This window comes from Dermabacter hominis NBRC 106157 (assembly GCF_001570785.1).
GTDB classification, from domain to species: domain Bacteria; phylum Actinomycetota; class Actinomycetes; order Actinomycetales; family Dermabacteraceae; genus Dermabacter; species Dermabacter hominis.
The window spans coordinates 33761-50028 of sequence record NZ_BCSI01000001.1 but is presented as its reverse complement, the minus strand read 5'-3'; the positions used below and the strand labels follow the sequence as shown (position 1 = coordinate 50028).

14 protein-coding genes are annotated in these 16268 nt (G+C 64.5%); 6 read left to right on the top strand and 8 right to left on the bottom strand.

The features are described from left to right. Positions 1-4: 4 nt before the first annotated feature. The 3 genes from DEHOM01_RS00210 to DEHOM01_RS00200 are packed head-to-tail and all read right to left on the bottom strand — an operon-like array spanning position 5 to position 3881. Positions 5-1405 carry a mannitol dehydrogenase family protein gene (locus DEHOM01_RS00210; protein ID WP_061210987.1) on the bottom strand — a complete coding sequence of 467 codons (1401 nt, stop codon included), beginning with the start codon at positions 1403-1405 and terminating at the stop codon, positions 5-7. Further along, complete coding sequence (uxaC, locus tag DEHOM01_RS00205; protein WP_061210986.1) at positions 1405-2841, bottom strand: glucuronate isomerase; 1437 nt, start codon at positions 2839-2841, stop codon at positions 1405-1407. The genes DEHOM01_RS00210 and uxaC overlap by 1 nt, the downstream gene beginning before the upstream one ends. Before the next feature lie 2 nt (positions 2842-2843). After that, positions 2844-3881, bottom strand: coding sequence for a LacI family DNA-binding transcriptional regulator (locus DEHOM01_RS00200; RefSeq protein ID WP_061210985.1), 1038 nt, complete (start codon positions 3879-3881; stop codon positions 2844-2846). 152 nt (positions 3882-4033) lie between these two features. Here DEHOM01_RS00200 and DEHOM01_RS00195 point away from each other — a divergent pair, with 152 nt between their 5' ends. The 4 genes from DEHOM01_RS00195 to DEHOM01_RS00180 are packed head-to-tail and all read left to right on the top strand — an operon-like array spanning position 4034 to position 9482. Then, positions 4034-6547, top strand: a complete 2514-nt coding sequence (locus tag DEHOM01_RS00195; protein WP_061210984.1) for a glycoside hydrolase family 31 protein — start codon at positions 4034-4036, stop codon at positions 6545-6547. A 33-nt stretch (positions 6548-6580) separates the two neighbouring features. Continuing rightward, positions 6581-7606, top strand: coding sequence for a TRAP transporter substrate-binding protein (locus DEHOM01_RS00190; protein ID WP_061210983.1), 1026 nt, complete (start codon positions 6581-6583; stop codon positions 7604-7606). 5 nt (positions 7607-7611) lie between these two features. Beyond that, complete coding sequence (locus DEHOM01_RS00185) at positions 7612-8184, top strand: TRAP transporter small permease (protein WP_061210982.1); 573 nt, start codon at positions 7612-7614, stop codon at positions 8182-8184. After that, positions 8181-9482, top strand: a complete 1302-nt coding sequence (locus tag DEHOM01_RS00180) for a TRAP transporter large permease (RefSeq protein ID WP_061210981.1) — start codon at positions 8181-8183, stop codon at positions 9480-9482. The genes DEHOM01_RS00185 and DEHOM01_RS00180 overlap by 4 nt, the downstream gene beginning before the upstream one ends. An 8-nt stretch (positions 9483-9490) precedes the next feature. Here the strand turns inward: DEHOM01_RS00180 and larB are convergent, their stop codons facing one another. From larB to DEHOM01_RS00165, 3 genes are read right to left on the bottom strand one after another with little or no spacing between them, the layout of a single operon-like run. Further along, complete coding sequence (gene larB, locus DEHOM01_RS00175; protein ID WP_439645374.1) at positions 9491-10258, bottom strand: nickel pincer cofactor biosynthesis protein LarB; 768 nt, start codon at positions 10256-10258, stop codon at positions 9491-9493. Next, entirely contained in the window at positions 10255-11124 is an 870-nt protein-coding gene (gene larE, locus DEHOM01_RS00170) for an ATP-dependent sacrificial sulfur transferase LarE (protein WP_061210980.1), read from the bottom strand. Before larE ends, larB begins: the two co-directional genes overlap by 4 nt. Next, positions 11121-12455 (bottom strand): lactate racemase domain-containing protein, encoded by a 1335-nt coding sequence (locus DEHOM01_RS00165; protein ID WP_217997988.1) that lies wholly within the window; start codon positions 12453-12455, stop codon positions 11121-11123. The genes larE and DEHOM01_RS00165 overlap by 4 nt, the downstream gene beginning before the upstream one ends. 26 nt (positions 12456-12481) lie before the next feature. Here DEHOM01_RS00165 and larC point away from each other — a divergent pair, with 26 nt between their 5' ends. Next, positions 12482-13429 carry a nickel pincer cofactor biosynthesis protein LarC gene (gene larC, locus DEHOM01_RS10285; RefSeq protein WP_082738604.1) on the top strand — a complete coding sequence of 316 codons (948 nt, stop codon included), beginning with the start codon at positions 12482-12484 and terminating at the stop codon, positions 13427-13429. Further along, on the top strand, positions 13422-13880 hold the full coding sequence (gene larC2, locus DEHOM01_RS10280; RefSeq protein WP_082738603.1) for a nickel pincer cofactor biosynthesis protein LarC2: 459 nt from the start codon (positions 13422-13424) through the stop codon (positions 13878-13880). Before larC ends, larC2 begins: the two co-directional genes overlap by 8 nt. Here the strand turns inward: larC2 and msrA are convergent. Next, entirely contained in the window at positions 13877-14557 is a 681-nt protein-coding gene (gene msrA / locus DEHOM01_RS00155) for a peptide-methionine (S)-S-oxide reductase MsrA (RefSeq protein WP_061210978.1), read from the bottom strand. The two genes, larC2 and msrA, sit on opposite strands and share 4 nt — an antisense overlap. A 56-nt stretch (positions 14558-14613) precedes the next feature. Beyond that, positions 14614-16200 (bottom strand): aspartate:alanine exchanger family transporter, encoded by a 1587-nt coding sequence (locus tag DEHOM01_RS00150; protein WP_061210977.1) that lies wholly within the window; start codon positions 16198-16200, stop codon positions 14614-14616. Between the last annotated feature and the right edge of the window lie 68 nt (positions 16201-16268).

The following is a 16268-nucleotide window of genomic DNA, read 5'->3' as shown; positions in this document are numbered from 1 at the left end:
GAGCCTAGACTGCCGCCAGCACGCGCTCCACAAAGTTCGGGTACTCGAGTAGCTCCGGCTCGAGCAGTGCGATGAGAGCACGCTCGATGCCGCCCTCCCCCGCATTCGCCACGGCCTGATCGATCGCGCTTTGCTGCGCATCGGGCGAGGCTACGCCATCGCGCTGGCGGCGAATCCACCCGGCGATTGCGGGCACGGCCCCTGCGGCTTCACGCCCCGCCGCGAGCTCCTTGAGAGTGATGGGGAGGATGCGGATGCGCAGCTTCGCGAGCGAGTCGTTGCCGATCTGCGACAGCAGATGCTTGATGTTGGGGTTCTCGAACCGCTCGAGGAGCGCCTCTCGGTAGGCGGGGGCCTCGACCTCGCCCGGGAGATACCGCGAGGCCTCGTCCCACAGCGTCTCAACCTCGGCGCGGACCTCGCGATCGCCGATAGCCTCGGCGACGGTCTCGTAGCCGCGATTCACGGCGGCATTCGCGAGCAGCGTGTGCGCACCGTTGAGGAGCCACAGCTTGCGGTTTTCGTATGGCTCAAGGTCATCCGTGAAAATCGCACCGGCCTTTTCCCAGGCGGGCCGGTCACCCACGAACTCGCCTTCGATAATCCACGAGGCAAAAGGCTCGGTGACGACCGGCGAGGCGTCCTCGAAGCCCGTGAGCTCCTTCGCCGTTGCCCGATCGGCGTCCGTCGCCTTCGGGGTGATCCGGTCGATCGATGTCGAGGTCACCGAGACGTTGTCCTTGATCCACGTCGCAGCTTCAGTGCCGAGGCACGCCGCGTATTCATCGATCACGCCGCGAGTGAGCGGACCGTTGCCCGGGAGGTTGTCGCACGGCACGATTGTGATCGCGCCGGCTCCCGAGCGGCGACGCTCGTCGAGCCCAAGCACGAGACGCGCGAGGGCCGTCTCGAGCTGGGGCAGGCGGGCGTCGGACTCCCCTTCGCCGGCCGTGCCCGCGGCATACTCCTCAAGCGCTTTCAGATCCGCCTTGACCGCGTCGTTGGCGCGGTCGAGCGCTCCCTTCGCGTCGGTGCCGTACCCGGCTTCGGTCACGGTGAGGGTCACGAGCGAGACGTCAGGCGAGCGTAGGTCTGCGCACAGAGCTTCGAGGTCGCTCGCCGGGTGCGCCTCGGAAATGACCGACATGACCCGCGCATCATCGCCTTCAGCCCCGCGCACGATGAGCGTGTACAGGCAGTCCTGGGCCGAGAGTTCCTCTGCGGCGCGGGGGCTACGGCCCGTGTAGGCGGAGAATCCCCATTCGCCGCCGTCATCTACCTCGCTCGTGTACCACGCCTGATGGGCGCGGAAGAACGCGCCGAGGCCCAAGTGAACAATGCGCACGGGGCGCGGCTCGAGGCCGCCCTTGGCGGTGAGATCGGCGTCGCGGCTGAGAACAGTCATCACTTCTCTCCCTTCGAAAGCATCGACTCAAGTTTGAAGACTCGCGCGGGCTGGTCAACCGTGAGCTCGCGGATGATCCGCAACGCGCTCGACTTCGGAAGGCGCCCCTCCATGACGTAGCGCGCGAGGAACGCCGCGTCGCAGCGGCGCGCCATGTCGTGGCGGGTAGGAATGGAGAGGAACGCGCGCGTATCGTCAATGAAGCCCGAGCCGCGCGTGAATCCCGCGGTTTCGGTGATCGCGGAACGGAAGCGGAGAATCGCGTCGGGCGCATCGATGAACCACCAGGGGGCACCGATGAACACGCTCGGATAGAAGCCTGCGAGCGGGGCAACTTCGCGTGAATACATCGTTTCGTCGATGCCGAAAAGCACGAGGTGGAAGCCCTCCTCAAGCCCCACCTTTTCGAGAAGCGGGCGAATGTTGCGCGTGTATTCGACCTGCTCGGGAATGTCGTGGCCCGTGTCGGGACCGAACCGCTCGAACGTCGCCGTCGAATGGTTGCGGAACACGCTTGGGTGCAGCGTCATGACGAGGCCGTCCTCGACACTCATCTGGGCGCAGCGCACGAGCATCGCGCCCGTAAAGTCGCGCTTCTCGGCCTCGCTCGCCGTCCCATCGACCGCTTTCACGAGGAGCGCTTCCAGCGCGTCGTCGCCGAGGTCGATCGTGTACGGGGTCGGCACTCCGTGGTCGGCCGAAATCGCACCGGCCTTGATGAAGCGTTCGCGCGAGGCCTTGAGGGCGCGCAAGTAGTCCGCGAGCGAGCGCGGATCGCCTCCCACGCTGTCCGCGAGCGCTGTTGCGGCCTCGGTAAAGCCCGGCTTGTTCGGGTCGAGGAAGCGGTCGGGGCGCCAGGTCGGCACCACTCGCCCGTAAAGCTCGCCCGCTTCGTGAAGGCGTGCGAGTTCTGCGTGGGCCTCGAGGTCGTCGAGCGGGTCGTCGGTCGTCGCGAGGAAGGCGATCTTGAAGCGCGCGAAAAGGGCACGCGGGCGGAACTCTTCGGTCGCCAGTTTCTCGGCGATCTGGTCGTAGAGCCTATCGGCGCTTTCCTCGCTCGGTTCCTCGTCAATGCCGAAGAGCGACACGAATTCGTCTGTGAGCCAGTAGCCGCTCGCGGTTCCCTCGAGGACGTGCCAGTTGGCGCAGAGAATCCGCCAGGCCTCGCGCGGATCGACGGGATCGGCGGTGCCCACGCCTACGTCGCGGAGGTTGACGCCGTTCGCGTGGAGCATGCGGAATACGTAGTGGTCGAAGGTGAGGAAAAGATTGGTAGGGTCCGCGAATGGCTCGTTGTCGAGAAGGAGACGCGGGTCCACGTGTCCGTGCGGGGAAAGGATAGGAAGGTCCTTCACCTCGGCATAGATTTCGCGTGCGAGGGCGCGCGTTTCGGGGTCTGCGGGAAAGAGCCGGTCAGGGTTGAGGTCGAGCGTCACTGTCACTTTCTCCCTTTCGGTTGGGGTGCGGGGCCGACGGAGCCTCGCATGAGTAGCTGCGTGGGGTACCTATCGGTTCCACTCTCGCGTTCGCCGCTGAGCGCGGCGTGAACGTGGCGGATGGCGGCGGCGCCCATCTCTTCGAGCGGCGCGGCGATTGTGGTGAGCGGTGGGCAGGTGAAGTCGGAGCCGAAAATGTCGTCGATGCCGGCGATCGAGAAGTCCTCGGGAATGCGAAGATCAGCGTCTCGTGCGGCGGTGAGCAGGCCTATCGCCATGACGTCGTTGTAGGCGATCACGGCGCTCGCACCCGTATCCCGCACCGCGTCGAGAGCGCGCTGCCCCGCTTCGCGGGTGGGATGGTTCGGGCCGATCGTGAGGGCGTCGACATGCTCGTCGCGGGCAACGGCTTCGATGACCTCCCACCGCTTCGCGTTTGTCCACGAGCTCGCGGGGCCCCCAAGGTAGCAGAGGCGGTCGTGCCCCTCTGCGGCGAGGATTCGCACGAGTTGTCGCAGGGCCGGCTCGTGATCGGCAAGCACCGAAAAGGCCGACGGTGACTCGCGATTGATGGTGACCACGGGATTGAGAGCCGCGATGGTCGCAATCGCCTCGTCGTCCAGACGGGAGCTGGCGAGAACGAAACCGTCAACCGAAGGCGCGAGGTAGCGGGCGCGCGAGGCTTCCTTCACGTGGTCCTCGCGGAACTCGGACGTGACGAGTACGTAGCCGTGCTTTTCTGCCTCGCGCTCGGCGCCGCGAACGATCTCGAATGACACGGAATTCGTGATGTCGGCAACGAGCAGTGCGATGGTTCCGGTGCGGCCCGTGGGAAGAGCACGAGCGGCGGGGTTTGCGCGGTAGCCGAGCGTTGCCGCTGCCTTCTTGACGCGCTCTTCGGTGGCTTTGCTGACGCGGCCGGGTTTGTGAAGGGCCCGCGAAGCGGTAGAGGCGCTCACTCCCACGTGCTTCGCGATGTCGTAGATCGTGACGCGACGCGCGAATGTGCGGGGCGGTGGTACGGGGTGTTCGTTGGGCATTTTGAGCTCTCGGCGACGTCGTTGTCCTGTGCAGTCACGTCGAGACTACCCCCGAGGCCAGCGCGACGGCAACCGGTTGCACAAGGCCGCGATATGTGCAAACCTGATCGAGTCAGGAATCAACGATGCTGCCGCGACGAGGAATCTCAAAGATGCGATACGCCACCACTCTCCTTTCCAGCACACAGGAAGGAGCCACCGTCACCCTCCATACGGATGCCACCCCCATCCGTCTGCTTGCCGTCACACCCGAGATTCTTCGCATCCGCGCGGGCTTTACCGATGACGGCGCATTCCGCGAGGCGTCCTACAGCCTCGTCACCACGGCCTGGCGCGATGAACTCGACGACTACATGGGCGCCAAACGCACCCGACTCGAACCCTCCCCCCTCTCCCTCGAGAACGACCCCGACTCCCCCACCGTGACCGTGCGAGGGGAGCGCTTGAGGATCGAGATAGACCGGGAGCCCTTCCGCCTCCGGGTTTACGATTCCGACGGTTCCCTCCTCCACGCCGATCTCATCGATCGCGGGTACCGGCTCGATCGCAATCAGCGGCGCATCCACACGAGCGAAATTGCCGCGGGCGACCACTTCTACGGATTCGGCGAAAAAACCGGCGAGTTCAACAAGGCGAAATCGTTCATGACGATGCGCGCCCAGGACTGCCTCGGCTACGACGCTGAGAGGGCCGATTCCCTCTATAAGCACATCCCGTTCTACATCAAGGCGAACGAGGTGAGCGGGGCAGCCGTCGGATACTTTTACCACAACACGTTCGCGTGCGATTTTGACATGGGCCGCTCCCACTCCAACTACTGGCCCGCCCATTCGACCTACCGGACCGACGGCGGAGATATTGATCTTTTCCTCATTGCCGGCCCGAGCGTCCGCGAGGTCGTGACTCGCTACACGCTCCTCACGGGAACCTCGGCGATGCTTCCCGCCGCCGCCCTCGGCTACCTCGGCAGCTCGATGTACTACCCCGAGCTGCCCAAGGATGCAGACGACGCGATCCTCAACTTCTACGATCACGCGCGGCGTGAAAACATCCCGATGGACGGCTTCCAGCTCTCCTCGGGCTATTGCCAGCAGGAGACCGAGGAGGGCCTCAAGCGCTGCGTACTCACGTGGAACACGGAACGCTTCAAGGACCCTGCCGCGTTTTTCGCCGAGTCGAAGCGGCGCGGCATTGTCGTATCCCCGAATGTCAAGCCCGGCGTACTCAACGTCCACCCGCGCATGCCCGAGTTGATCGAGGATGGCGTGTTCGTACGCGCCTCCGAGTCGGATGAGCCGGCACCCGCTCGCTGGTGGGGCGGCCCCGGCCACCTCGTTGACTTCACGAACCCCAAGGCCCGCGAGCGCTGGGAAAAAGACCTCACCGAAAACATGCTCGACTTCGGCACGGCGTCGATTTGGAACGATAACTGCGAGTACGACTCAATCGTTGACGAGGATGCCCGCTGCGATTTCGACGGCTACGGTGCTCCCCTCGCCGAGGCACGCTCGGTAATGGCAAACATTATGTGCTCGCTGACCGCCGACGCGATCGGAAAAGCCCACCCGAACGCGCGTCCTTTCATCGTGTGTCGCGCGGGCTACGCGGGAATCCAGCGATTCGCGCAAACGTGGTCGGGCGATAACCACACGTGCTGGGAAACTCTCAAGGGCAACATCGCGACAATGCTCGGCATGAGCCTGTCGGGCGTTGCGAACCAGGGCGGCGACATCGGTGGCTTCCACGGCCCCGCGCCCGAAGGGGAACTGTTCGTGCGGTGGGTCCAAAACGGCATCTTCCAGCCACGCTTCTCGATCCACTCCGTCAACAGCGACAACACGGTGACTGAGCCGTGGATGTACCCGAGTCTCACGCCTCTCGTGCGAGAGGCAATCCAACTGCGCTACCGCCTGTTCCCGTACCTGTACTCGCTCATGGAGCGCGCGCACCGCACGGGACTTCCAATCGCGGAACCGCTCATGAGCGCCTTCCAGCACGATCCCGCTGTGTGGGACGAGAGCGTGAACTACATGCTCGGCGACTCGCTGTTCATCGCGAACGTCGTCGACAAGGGCGCCGACACGAAAACCGTCACGTTCCCTGCGAACGAAACGTTCTACGACCTTGCCACCCGCGAACGCTACGAAGGTGGGCGCAGCTACGACATCCCCGTCACGCTCGCCTCGATCCCCACGTTCGTGCGCGAAGGCGGCATCGTCCCGCTCGCAAGCGAGGACCACATGAGCGTGTCGACCGAAACGGTCGACGCCCTCACACTCGTCACCGCGCCGGGACGCGACGGCCAGTTCACGCTCTACGAAGACGACGGCGTGAGCATGGATTACACGCGCGGACGTTATTCTTCGACAACAGTGACCATGACCGCCGGTGACCGAGCCGTCTATACCTTCACCCACGAAGGAGACCTCGACACCCGCATCACGACGCTCGAACTCCAGGCCATTTCCCACGGCCAGGCACCCTTCTGGGTAAGCATCGACGGCGAGCAGATCCCGCACGCCCTGCACCCGAGCGACTTCGACTCGCAGGCCACCGTGTGGCTCTACGATCTCGAAACGTCCACCGTCCGCATTAAAACCCCATGGGATTCGAGCGAACACACGATCGTGGTCTCGTTCGAACAATTCGACATGATCGGCATGTAAATCCCCTCCCCTCGACCGTTGCAAGGAGGCAACATGACTCGTCGCATGACACGACGATCGGCGCTCGGCCTCGGGGCCGCCGCGCTGTCCGCCGCTGCGCTCGCCGGATGCTCATCCGGAAAGTTCACGAAGGACGGCAAGGTCAAACTGCGCATGGCCCACACGTTGGGCGACAAACACCCCACCTCGAAGGCCCTCGAAATCTTCGTCGACGAGGTCAATCAGCGCTCGAACGGAGACATCCGCATCGAGGTGTTCGGTAACGGCGTACTCGGAAGCGAGACCGAGTCGATCGAGCAGCTCAGCCGCGGTGTTGTTGACATTGTGCGCTGCGCGGCGCCGTCGATCGCCCCGTACTCCTCCGGATACAACGCCTTTGGCTTGCCGTTCCTCTTTGATGACGAAGAGCACTACTACCGCGCGATGGACTCGGGCGATATGCGTACCTTCTTCGATTCGAGCACGGAGGACGGCTTTCGCACGCTCACCTATTACACATCGGGGGCGCGGTCCTTCTACACGGTCGACAAGGCGATCGAAACGCCAGACGACCTGCGCGGCTTCAAGATCCGCGTGCAGAACTTCCGTTCCCAAACCGAACTCATCAGCAAGCTCGGTGGCACACCGCTCATCCTGCCGTTCGGCGAAATCTACACGGGCCTCCAAACGGGCCTCGTGGACGGCGCCGAATCGAATGAGACCGCCCTTACCGACTCCGCGCACGGCGAGGTCGCGAAGGTCTTTACCTACACCGAACACACCATGATTCCCGACGTCCTCTCGTTCAGTGAGGCAACGTGGAAGCTCCTCGATGCGGACCACCAAAAAGTCCTTAGCGAAGCCGCGGTTGCCTCCACCGAGCAGCACAAGACCATTTGGAGTGAGGCGATCACCAAGGCCATCACGGACGCTGAGGCCATGGGAGTCACATTCGTGAAGGACGTGGACCGCGAGCCGTTCCGCGAGCTTACCTCGGGCATCGTTCCCGAATTTGTTGACAAGTACGACGGCGTGAGCACCGTGCTCGACGCCATTGAGCACGCACGCAAGGGGGCGTAAAGGCCATGTACGACACCATGCTCAAGCTCAAGAAGGGCATCACTCTCGCCCTGTTCGTGATCGCCGGCGTTCTACTCGCCGCCATGGCACTCCTCGTGATCATCCAGGTGTTCACGCGCTACGTTCTCTCGGATCCTGCCGATTGGACCGAGGAACTCGTCACCGTTTCGCTCATGTGGGCGTGCTTCCTGTGCGGCGCATACGCGTTCGTCAACCGCAAGCACATGGCTCTCGTGTTCTTCCGCGACCGCCTTCCCGAGGCTGGAAAGCGCATCGTCATGATCCTCGTCGACGCACTCGCGCTGGCCTTTGCGGCGATCGTGATCGTGTGGGGCGGTACGCAGCTCACGCTCATCTCCCTCGATGCGCCATCCGCGATCCTCCAGATCCCCCGCGGCCTCTCCTATGGCGCGGCCCCCGTCGGCGGCGTCTTCATGGTGCTTGCCCAGATCATCAACCTCTGGGAGGACGTCACGGGTGAAACCCTGCCCGACACCGACCTTGGCGCCGACGACGAGACGCTCGTGGCCGAAGCCGCCGCAGATATCCCCACCGAGACTAAGGAGGCCCGCGCATGAGCACCATGACGGTAACCCTGCTCCTGTTTGGCACCTTCTTCCTCCTGCTCGCGGTTGGCGTGCCCATCGCCATTGGCATATCCGTTGCCGCGTTCGCGAGCATCCTCATGATTCTGCCGCCCGACCAGGCCATCTTCGTCGTCATGCAGAAGATGAACACGGGCCTCGAGTCGTTCACGCTGCTCGCAATCCCACTGTTCATTCTTGCGGGCAACATCATGAACAACGGCGGTATCGCCAAGCGCCTCATCGCGCTCGCAGAACTCGTCACGGGCCGTGTTCCCGGCTCGCTCGTGCACACGAACATCGTGGGCAACATGCTGTTCGGCGCCCTTTCCGGTTCGGCGGTCGCCGCGGCAGCCGCAATCGGCGGCACCATGAGCAAGCAGCAGCGCGAGCGCGGCTACGACCCCGCGTTCACCGCAGCAGCGAACATCGCGTCGGCCCCCTCGGGCCTTCTCATTCCCCCGACCACGGCCTTCATCGTGTACTCGATGATCGCGGGCGGCACCTCCATCGCGGCGCTGTTCATGGCCGGCGCGGTGCCGGGCATCCTCATGGGCCTGACCGTGATCGCGGTTGCGCTCGTGTATGCGGTCCGCAAGAAGTACCCGACCTCGGGACACGTGAGCGCCGCCCAGGCCGGTAAGACCATCCTCGAAGCAATTCCGGCGCTGCTGCTCATCGTCATCGTCGTCGGTGGCATCGTCGCTGGTATCTTCACCGCGACCGAAGGGGCGGGCATCGCCGTCGCGTACTGCCTCGTCCTCTCGCTCCTGTACCGCAGCCTCACGTGGAGCGACATCAAGGCGATCATGGCCCGCACGATCGGCACGACCGGCGTGATCCTCCTGCTAATCGCCGCGAGCTCCGCAATGAGTTGGGTCATGGCCTACACGGGCATGCCGCAAGCGATCAGCGAGCTTCTGCTCGGCGTTTCCGATAACCCGATCGTGATCCTCCTGCTGATCAACATCGTCCTCATCGTCGTTGGCACGTTCATGGACATCACGCCCGCGATCCTTATTTTCACGCCGATCTTCCTGCCCATCGCGGAGGGCATCGGCATGGATCCGGTCCACTTCGGCGTGGTGCTCGTGTTCAACATGTGCATCGGCACGATGACGCCGCCCGTCGGCTCGGTGCTCTTCATCGGCACGAGCCTTGCGGGCACGACGATCGAGAAGGTCATCCCGAGGCTCCTGCCGTACCTCGCGGCACTGTTCCTCATGCTGCTCGTCGTCACCTTCGTGCCCACGCTGTCCCTGTGGCTGCCGGGCGCGATGGGGCTTCTATAGGCTGCTAGCTAGCCCGACTCGGTATCGCGGGGCGCCCACCGTGCAATTTGCGCGGCGAGGTGCCCCGCGCCGTATCCGTTGTCGATGTTGACGACCCCGATGCCGGGCGCACACGCCGAGAGCATCGTGAGGGCTGCACTGATGCCTCCGGCGGCAACGCCGTAGCCCACGGACGTGGGGAGCGCGACGACGGGGCACGCGACCTGGCCGGCGATCACGGTGGGAAGTGCTCCGTCCATGCCTGCAACGGCGATGATGCACGCCGATTCACGCAGCTCAGGCAAGCGTTCAAGCAGCCGGTGTAGGCCCGCGATCCCAATATCGGGAATAAGCCGCGTGGGCCGGCCCAGGTAGCGCGCGGTGAGCTCCGCCTCGCGCGCGACGGGAAGGTCACTCGTGCCGGCACATGCGATGGTCACAAGCCCGCCGGTGGGGGTCGGTTCCGACGCCGGCCACGCCCCTATCGACGCTTCTTCGTCAAAGAAGAAACCTGGCAATTCTTCGCCAAGTGCAGCGGCTTTGTCGGTGTCGAGGCGGGTGAACAGGGTGGCAAGCGCGGGCGCCGAACCGGTGTCGCGTGAACGCTGCCGGATCGCGCGGGCAATCCTCACGACTTGTTCCGTGCTCTTCGCGTCGCACAGAATCGCCTCGGGGGCTCCGCGCCTTGCGGCACGGTCGAAGTCAAGGTTTGCGATGTCGGCGAGGGAAGCGTCGGAACCGTTCCCGGAACAGGCGCCCGCGCCGTGACCCGTGCCCACAGTGCGCCCGGCGTTCACAATGTTCCCTTCGCGTTCATGATGCTGAGCGTAAACGCACCCGATTGCAGGCCGGCAAGGTCGAGAGTGACGTTGCGGAACCCCGCCTTCGTGCCCGCGCTCACGAGGGCCGCGCGGGTCTCGGGTTCGACGGCGCGCGGAAGTTCGCCCTGAGGTACTTCGATGCGCGCGATGCGGCCGTGATGGCGCACGCGGCAGTCACTAAAGCCCAGCTCAAACACGGCATCCTCGAGATCTTCGACCTGGCGGAGCTTTTCGGGCGTGACGTCCTCGCCGTGGGGAATACGCGAGGCGAGGCATGGCGCGGCGGGTTTGTTCGCTACGGGAACGCCGAGGGCACGCGCGACCTCGCGCACGTCATTCTTTGTGAGGCCAGCGCTCGCGAGGGGGCGGAGCACCGCGTGGTTCGTCGCGGCGCCCGCGCCGGGACGGTCGGGGCGCTTCGCATCGTCGGCATTTTCGCCGTAAGCGACGGCATCGAGGCCAAGCTCATCGAGCACCTCATCCTCGATGCGCGTAAAAAGCTCGTCCTTGCAGAAGAAACAGCGGTCCACATCGTTCGCGATGTATTCGGGACGCTCGCCCTCGTGGGTCTCGACTTCCTGAACACGCACACCGATCGTCTTTGCAACCTCGTGGGCGGTTCTTCGTTCGCGCCGGGCAAGCGAGGGTGACACACCGAGGAGGGCGACAACGCGATCGGCGCCGAGCGCCCGCAGCGCGAGGGCGGCGAGGGTCGCCGAATCCACCCCACCCGAATAGGCAATTCCCACGCGCTCGTGGCCTGCGAGCTCGCGCATCGCGGCCTCGGCTCGAGCAGCAAGACCTCCGGTGAGCCCAGGAACCGTCGTGAGCGGTGCGCTCACAGCGGCTGCCGCTCGCTCGCGAGGCGATGCAGAACCTCGCCCGCGTGGTCAACCACGAGAGTGTCGGGATCGTCTCGGAGTGCCTCGAGGTCGAGAGAGGCGGGATCCACGTACTCAACGTTGTACTCCTCGCACACCTCGGGCGGGATCTGCGTCGCAAACGCGCGGCGCACGCGGTTGTGTTCTTCGCCGGTCTCGGGGTCGTACGTGCCAAGGCCCGTGACGTGCGTCGAGTGGGCGAGTTCGCCCCACGGGTGGTTCTTGAAGCGATCCCATTGCTTCGTGAAGTACTCGATGTTGTGGTAGCCGATGTCGCGAAGGCCCGGATGCATGGCGGCAACCTCGGTGATGTGCGGGGCATAGATGATGACCTGGCCACCGTCGGCACATACCGGCTCGAGCTTGTAAAAGCCCTTTGCCCCCGTCCAGATGTCCTCGTACATCTCCGGCATGATCGCGACGATCCGCTTGTAGGGCGCCTCAACGTAGCGGATGTGCGTGTGAGCCGAGATCTGCGCGCACGCGGCCCAGGCGCTCTCGGGGCTGCCGAAGCTCATCGCGTGGAGGTCGCTGCTCGCGGAGCGCACGACCATCGCGAGGCAGTATTTGGTCGTCTCGATGCGTGCACTTGCCGCGTCGATGAGCTCGCGCACGGGCGTGATGCCAAGCGCACCGATGATGCGGCTCGCCGTGATGAGCGCCCCCACCCAGTGCGAGATGTCGATGACGTCGTGCACGGAGCAGCCGGGGAAGAAGTATTTATTGCCGCCTGAGAATCCCACGACTTCGTGGGGGAACACGGGGCCGACGATAAGGTTGACGTCCGCTTCGACGACGTGGCGATTGATGTTCACGCGCATGGGAACATCCGTGAGCAACCCGCCCGTGAGCTCGGCGATCGTGTCGGCACCGATCTCGCCGAGGTCGGCGATCTCCTCGTCGTTGTCCCATTCGTGGTTGCGGATCTCGAACGCGGGGTACGCGTCTTTGAGCTTTCCGGGCTCGGCGCCGAGCATCCGCTCGATGCTCTCTTCGCTCATCGCGGCGTGCGTGCCGAGCGCAATGAGCACCGTGATGTGCGAAGCGCGGTTTTTGAGTGCGTCGTGAACGGCGGGCATCACGCGAGGAAGCGGCACGGAGCGGGTGCCGTCGGGAATGATCACGCACACGCGCTTGCCGTCGAGATCCGCTGTCGCGAGTTGCTCGGCGACAAATCTCGAAATCTGCTCGTCGGTGAGCGTCTCGTCGGGGCCGCCGATGCGAGCGGCGGCGCTCACCAAAGATGCGGGAATGGGCTTCACGTGATCAACTCGTTCGCTCATATTGCCCATTATCGCGCGGATTACAATCGGTTGCCATGGGACATAGCGACGACCTCCACATTGATTCCCCCTCCGGCTCGATCGCATGGATCGACGCAACCGCAGGGATCGCGGGCGACATGCTGCTTGGAGCCCTCATCGACGCGGGAGCGGACCTCGAGCGCGTCCAATCCGTGCTCGATACCGTCATCCCCGGCTCCGTAAAGCTCACGAAACGCACCGTTGACCGCTGCGGGCAGCGAAGCCTCAAGGTTGACGTCGAACTGCTCGTCGAGAACCCGCCGCACCGCACGTGGACCTCGATCCGCGACATGCTCGAGAGTGCGCGAGGGGCAGTCCCCGAACGCACGATCGACCTCGGTCTGCGCGTCTTTGGCATGCTCGCCAAGGCGGAGGGCCGCGCGCACGGCATCGATCCCGAGGATGTCCACTTCCACGAGGTCGGCGCACTCGATTCGATCGCCGACGTCATCGGCGCATGCGAGGCGTGGCGCCAACTCGGGATCGGTGAGGCAACGGGCAGCACTATCGCCGTCGGCTCGGGCCGCATCCGCGCCGCTCACGGTGATATTCCGGTGCCGGTTCCCGCAACGGCTTACCTCACCGAGGGCTGGCCGACGGTCGCCGGCGACCTTTTGCCTCCCCGCCCGCACGGTCACTCCCACGACCACGACCATGCCCACTCGCACGCTCATGTACACGATCACGAGCACGGTCACCAGCACGATCACGAACACCCGCTGCCCGAGCACGCCGCGGGCGGCCCGCACGTGGCGGCCGCGCCCCCGTCGGGCGTCGCCCCAGGCATCGGCGAACTCGCAACCCCCACGGGCGTTGCCCTCATCCGCGGCCTCGCGACGAGCTACGGCCCCATGCCGGGCATGGTGACGCGCGCCGTCGGCATCGGCGCCGGAACAAAAGACACGCCGGGACGCCCCAACGTCGTGCGCGTGTTCATCGGGGAAAGCTATCCACATGCGTGACGCCCACGAGACGCCCGCGCGAGTCATCCAGCTCGACGCCAACGTCGACGACGCCGATCCTCGCCTGTGGCCCGGCATCATCGACTCGATGCTCGAGGCCGGCGCGCTCGACTGCTGGCTCACGCCCATCATCATGAAGCACGGCCGCCCCGCCGTAACCGTTCACGCGCTTTCCCGCGAGGGAGAGGAGATTCGCCTCGCCGACCTCCTCCTCGACCTCACCGGCTCACTCGGCGTGCGATACGCCCCGCTCGAGCGGCGCATTCTTACGCGCAGATTTGAGAAAGTCGAAATTGAGGGCGTGGAAGTGGCCGTCAAAGTGTCGGTGCGGTCCGACGGTTCCGTGGCCACCGTCGGACCTGAATTTCGTGATGTGCAGGCCCTCGCCCGCCAACTTGGCGTCACCGAGCGTGAAGCGTTGCGGCGCGCCCGGGAGGCCATCGACTCTTAAACGGCGCCCTCGAGGGAACACGCGACGCCGTTAAAGCCGTGATTGCAGTAGCCGGCTGGGTTTTTCGCGAGGTACTGCTGGTGCTCAGGCTCGGCGTAGTAGTAGGTGCCGGCACCCGCCTCGCTCAGCGGCGCTACCACGGTGGAGATGGTGCCGCGATCGGCGGCGGTGAGTGCTTCCTGGTACGCATCGAGGGAGGAGCGAACGATGCGCTCTTGCGCCGGATCAGTCCAGAAGATCGCGCTTCGGGATTGCGTTCCGATGTCGTTGCCCTGGCGGTTTTCGGTCGTCGGGTCGTGTTGTTGCCAGAACTCGGTGAGCACACGCAGGAGCGCATGCTCATCCTCGTAGATCACCTTCACGGCTTCGGCGTGACCGGTCTTTGCCGAACACACCTCTTCGTAGGTGGGGTGGGGCGTGTATCCACCGGCATACACGGCCGCGGTCGTCCATACGCCCGGGATCTGCCACATGATGCGTTCGATACCCCAGAAGCAGCCGCCGGCGAGGAACAATTCGCCAGATCCTTCCGGCGCTCCCTCACCAAGCATGTCGGTGCCAAGTACGAGGTGATCGCGCGAGAGCGGATAGGGATAGTCGTCGCGACCTGCGAGCGCGTCCTCGGGCTTCACCATGATCTTTTTGTGCGAGTTCATGATCTCGAGAAATGGAATCATGGGATGAACCTACGCGCCGGGGCTGGAGGGGCGGTGTGCGAAGGCGCAAAAATGCCTTAGAGGAGCACGATCACTTGAGCGAACAGAATTTTGGCGATCATCCCGGCGGCGAACATTGCCGAATAGCCAGGGTCGGTTCGCTCGTCGTTCACGAACGATTTCACGTGATTGAGCAACACCGGTTGGCCCACGTAACCGGCGACGGCACCCGCGGTTCGTGCCGCGCTGAGGCCGAGTGCGGCCCCCACTCCCCACAGGGCGAGCAGTGCGATGCCGAGGGTCAGCAAGGTCGCGATCCCCACGAGGACACCCGTCACGGAGAACGCAGTCCCGGCGAAGGCATGGCCGCTTTTGAGTCCGACGGATGCCAGGAACATAAAGAGACCAAATTGCCTAATGGTGAGGTTTGCACTCGTGGGCAGAGTCCACACGATCGGGCCTGTGCGCCCCATATATCCGAGAACGAGCCCTACGACGAGCGGGCCCGCCGCACTCCCAAGCGCAAGCTTTGCCCCGCCGATGGAGAGCGACACGAAGCCCACGATGATGCCGAGGGCGACTCCGAGCCCGAGGCTCAAGAAATCAACCTCGGTGATGCGAGTTTCGGAGTCACCGAAAAACTCCGTGAGTTCTTTGCGCCGATCGTGGGGCATGACAACGCGCACGCGGTCGCCCAGCTGAAGGGTCATTTCGGCGTGGGCGAGCATATCCGTATCACCGCGGCGCACGCGCGTGATGATCGAGTCGAAACGCGTGGGCACGTGAAGATCGGCAACCGTGCGGCCAGCGAGCTGCGGGTTCGAGACGATGAACCGGCGGAAGTTGACCTTCGTACGGTCGTTCGCGAGGTGGGTATCGCTTTCGCGCCCGAGGAGCTTTGCGGCCTCGTGGACCGCGGCGGGCACGCCGACCATGAGGACCCTGTCCCCCGCGTGCAGAGATTCCGAAGGGTGAGCAACGCGAATCTCGTCGCCGCGTTGCAGGTAAGAAATCCGGAGGTCGCCGCCGGCCTTGCCCGGCAATGAGGCAATTCCGGGGATCTTGCTGATCTTCATCGTGCGCTCGACCTCGACGGTGATGTCGAGAAGGTCCGTTGCGGACACTGACGACGGATCGTTTTTCCCGCTCATTTTCGAGCGCGTGATCGGCGGAATGATGAGCATGCCGAGAACGACGGCTAGCGGATACGCGATCGCAAAGCCCACCGCAGGGGCAGTCTCCCCGGGCACGATCGCACTCGCGCTACTGAGCGCCGGCGTCGCCGCTCCTGAGCCGGCGAACATACCGGCTGCCATCGGGCCGCCAAAACCGAAAAGGTAACCCGCCGCAATCGACAGTGCCGCTTGAACCCCGAGGAGCAGCACCCCACCCACGAGCAGTGACCCTTGTGCCCTGAGCTGCCTGAAGAACGATGCGCCTGAGGCGATACCGATCGTGTACACGAAGAGAGCCAAGCCGAGCGACTCCACGAGGTCGAGGTCGCTACCGAGACGCGGGTCGAGGGCACCGATCGCGAGCCCGACAAACAGTGCGCCAGCCGGCCCAAATTTAAGGGGGCCGAAAGGGATTGCGCCGACCAGGGTGCCGAGTGCCATCGTCACGATGAGGGTCAGCAGCGGGGAGCTCACGAGCAGGTCGATCATATTTCCCACAATAGGCACTGGTGGCCGTGTGCGCCCGCTCTTGCCCTTCTCCCCCACCCTCAAGGTGT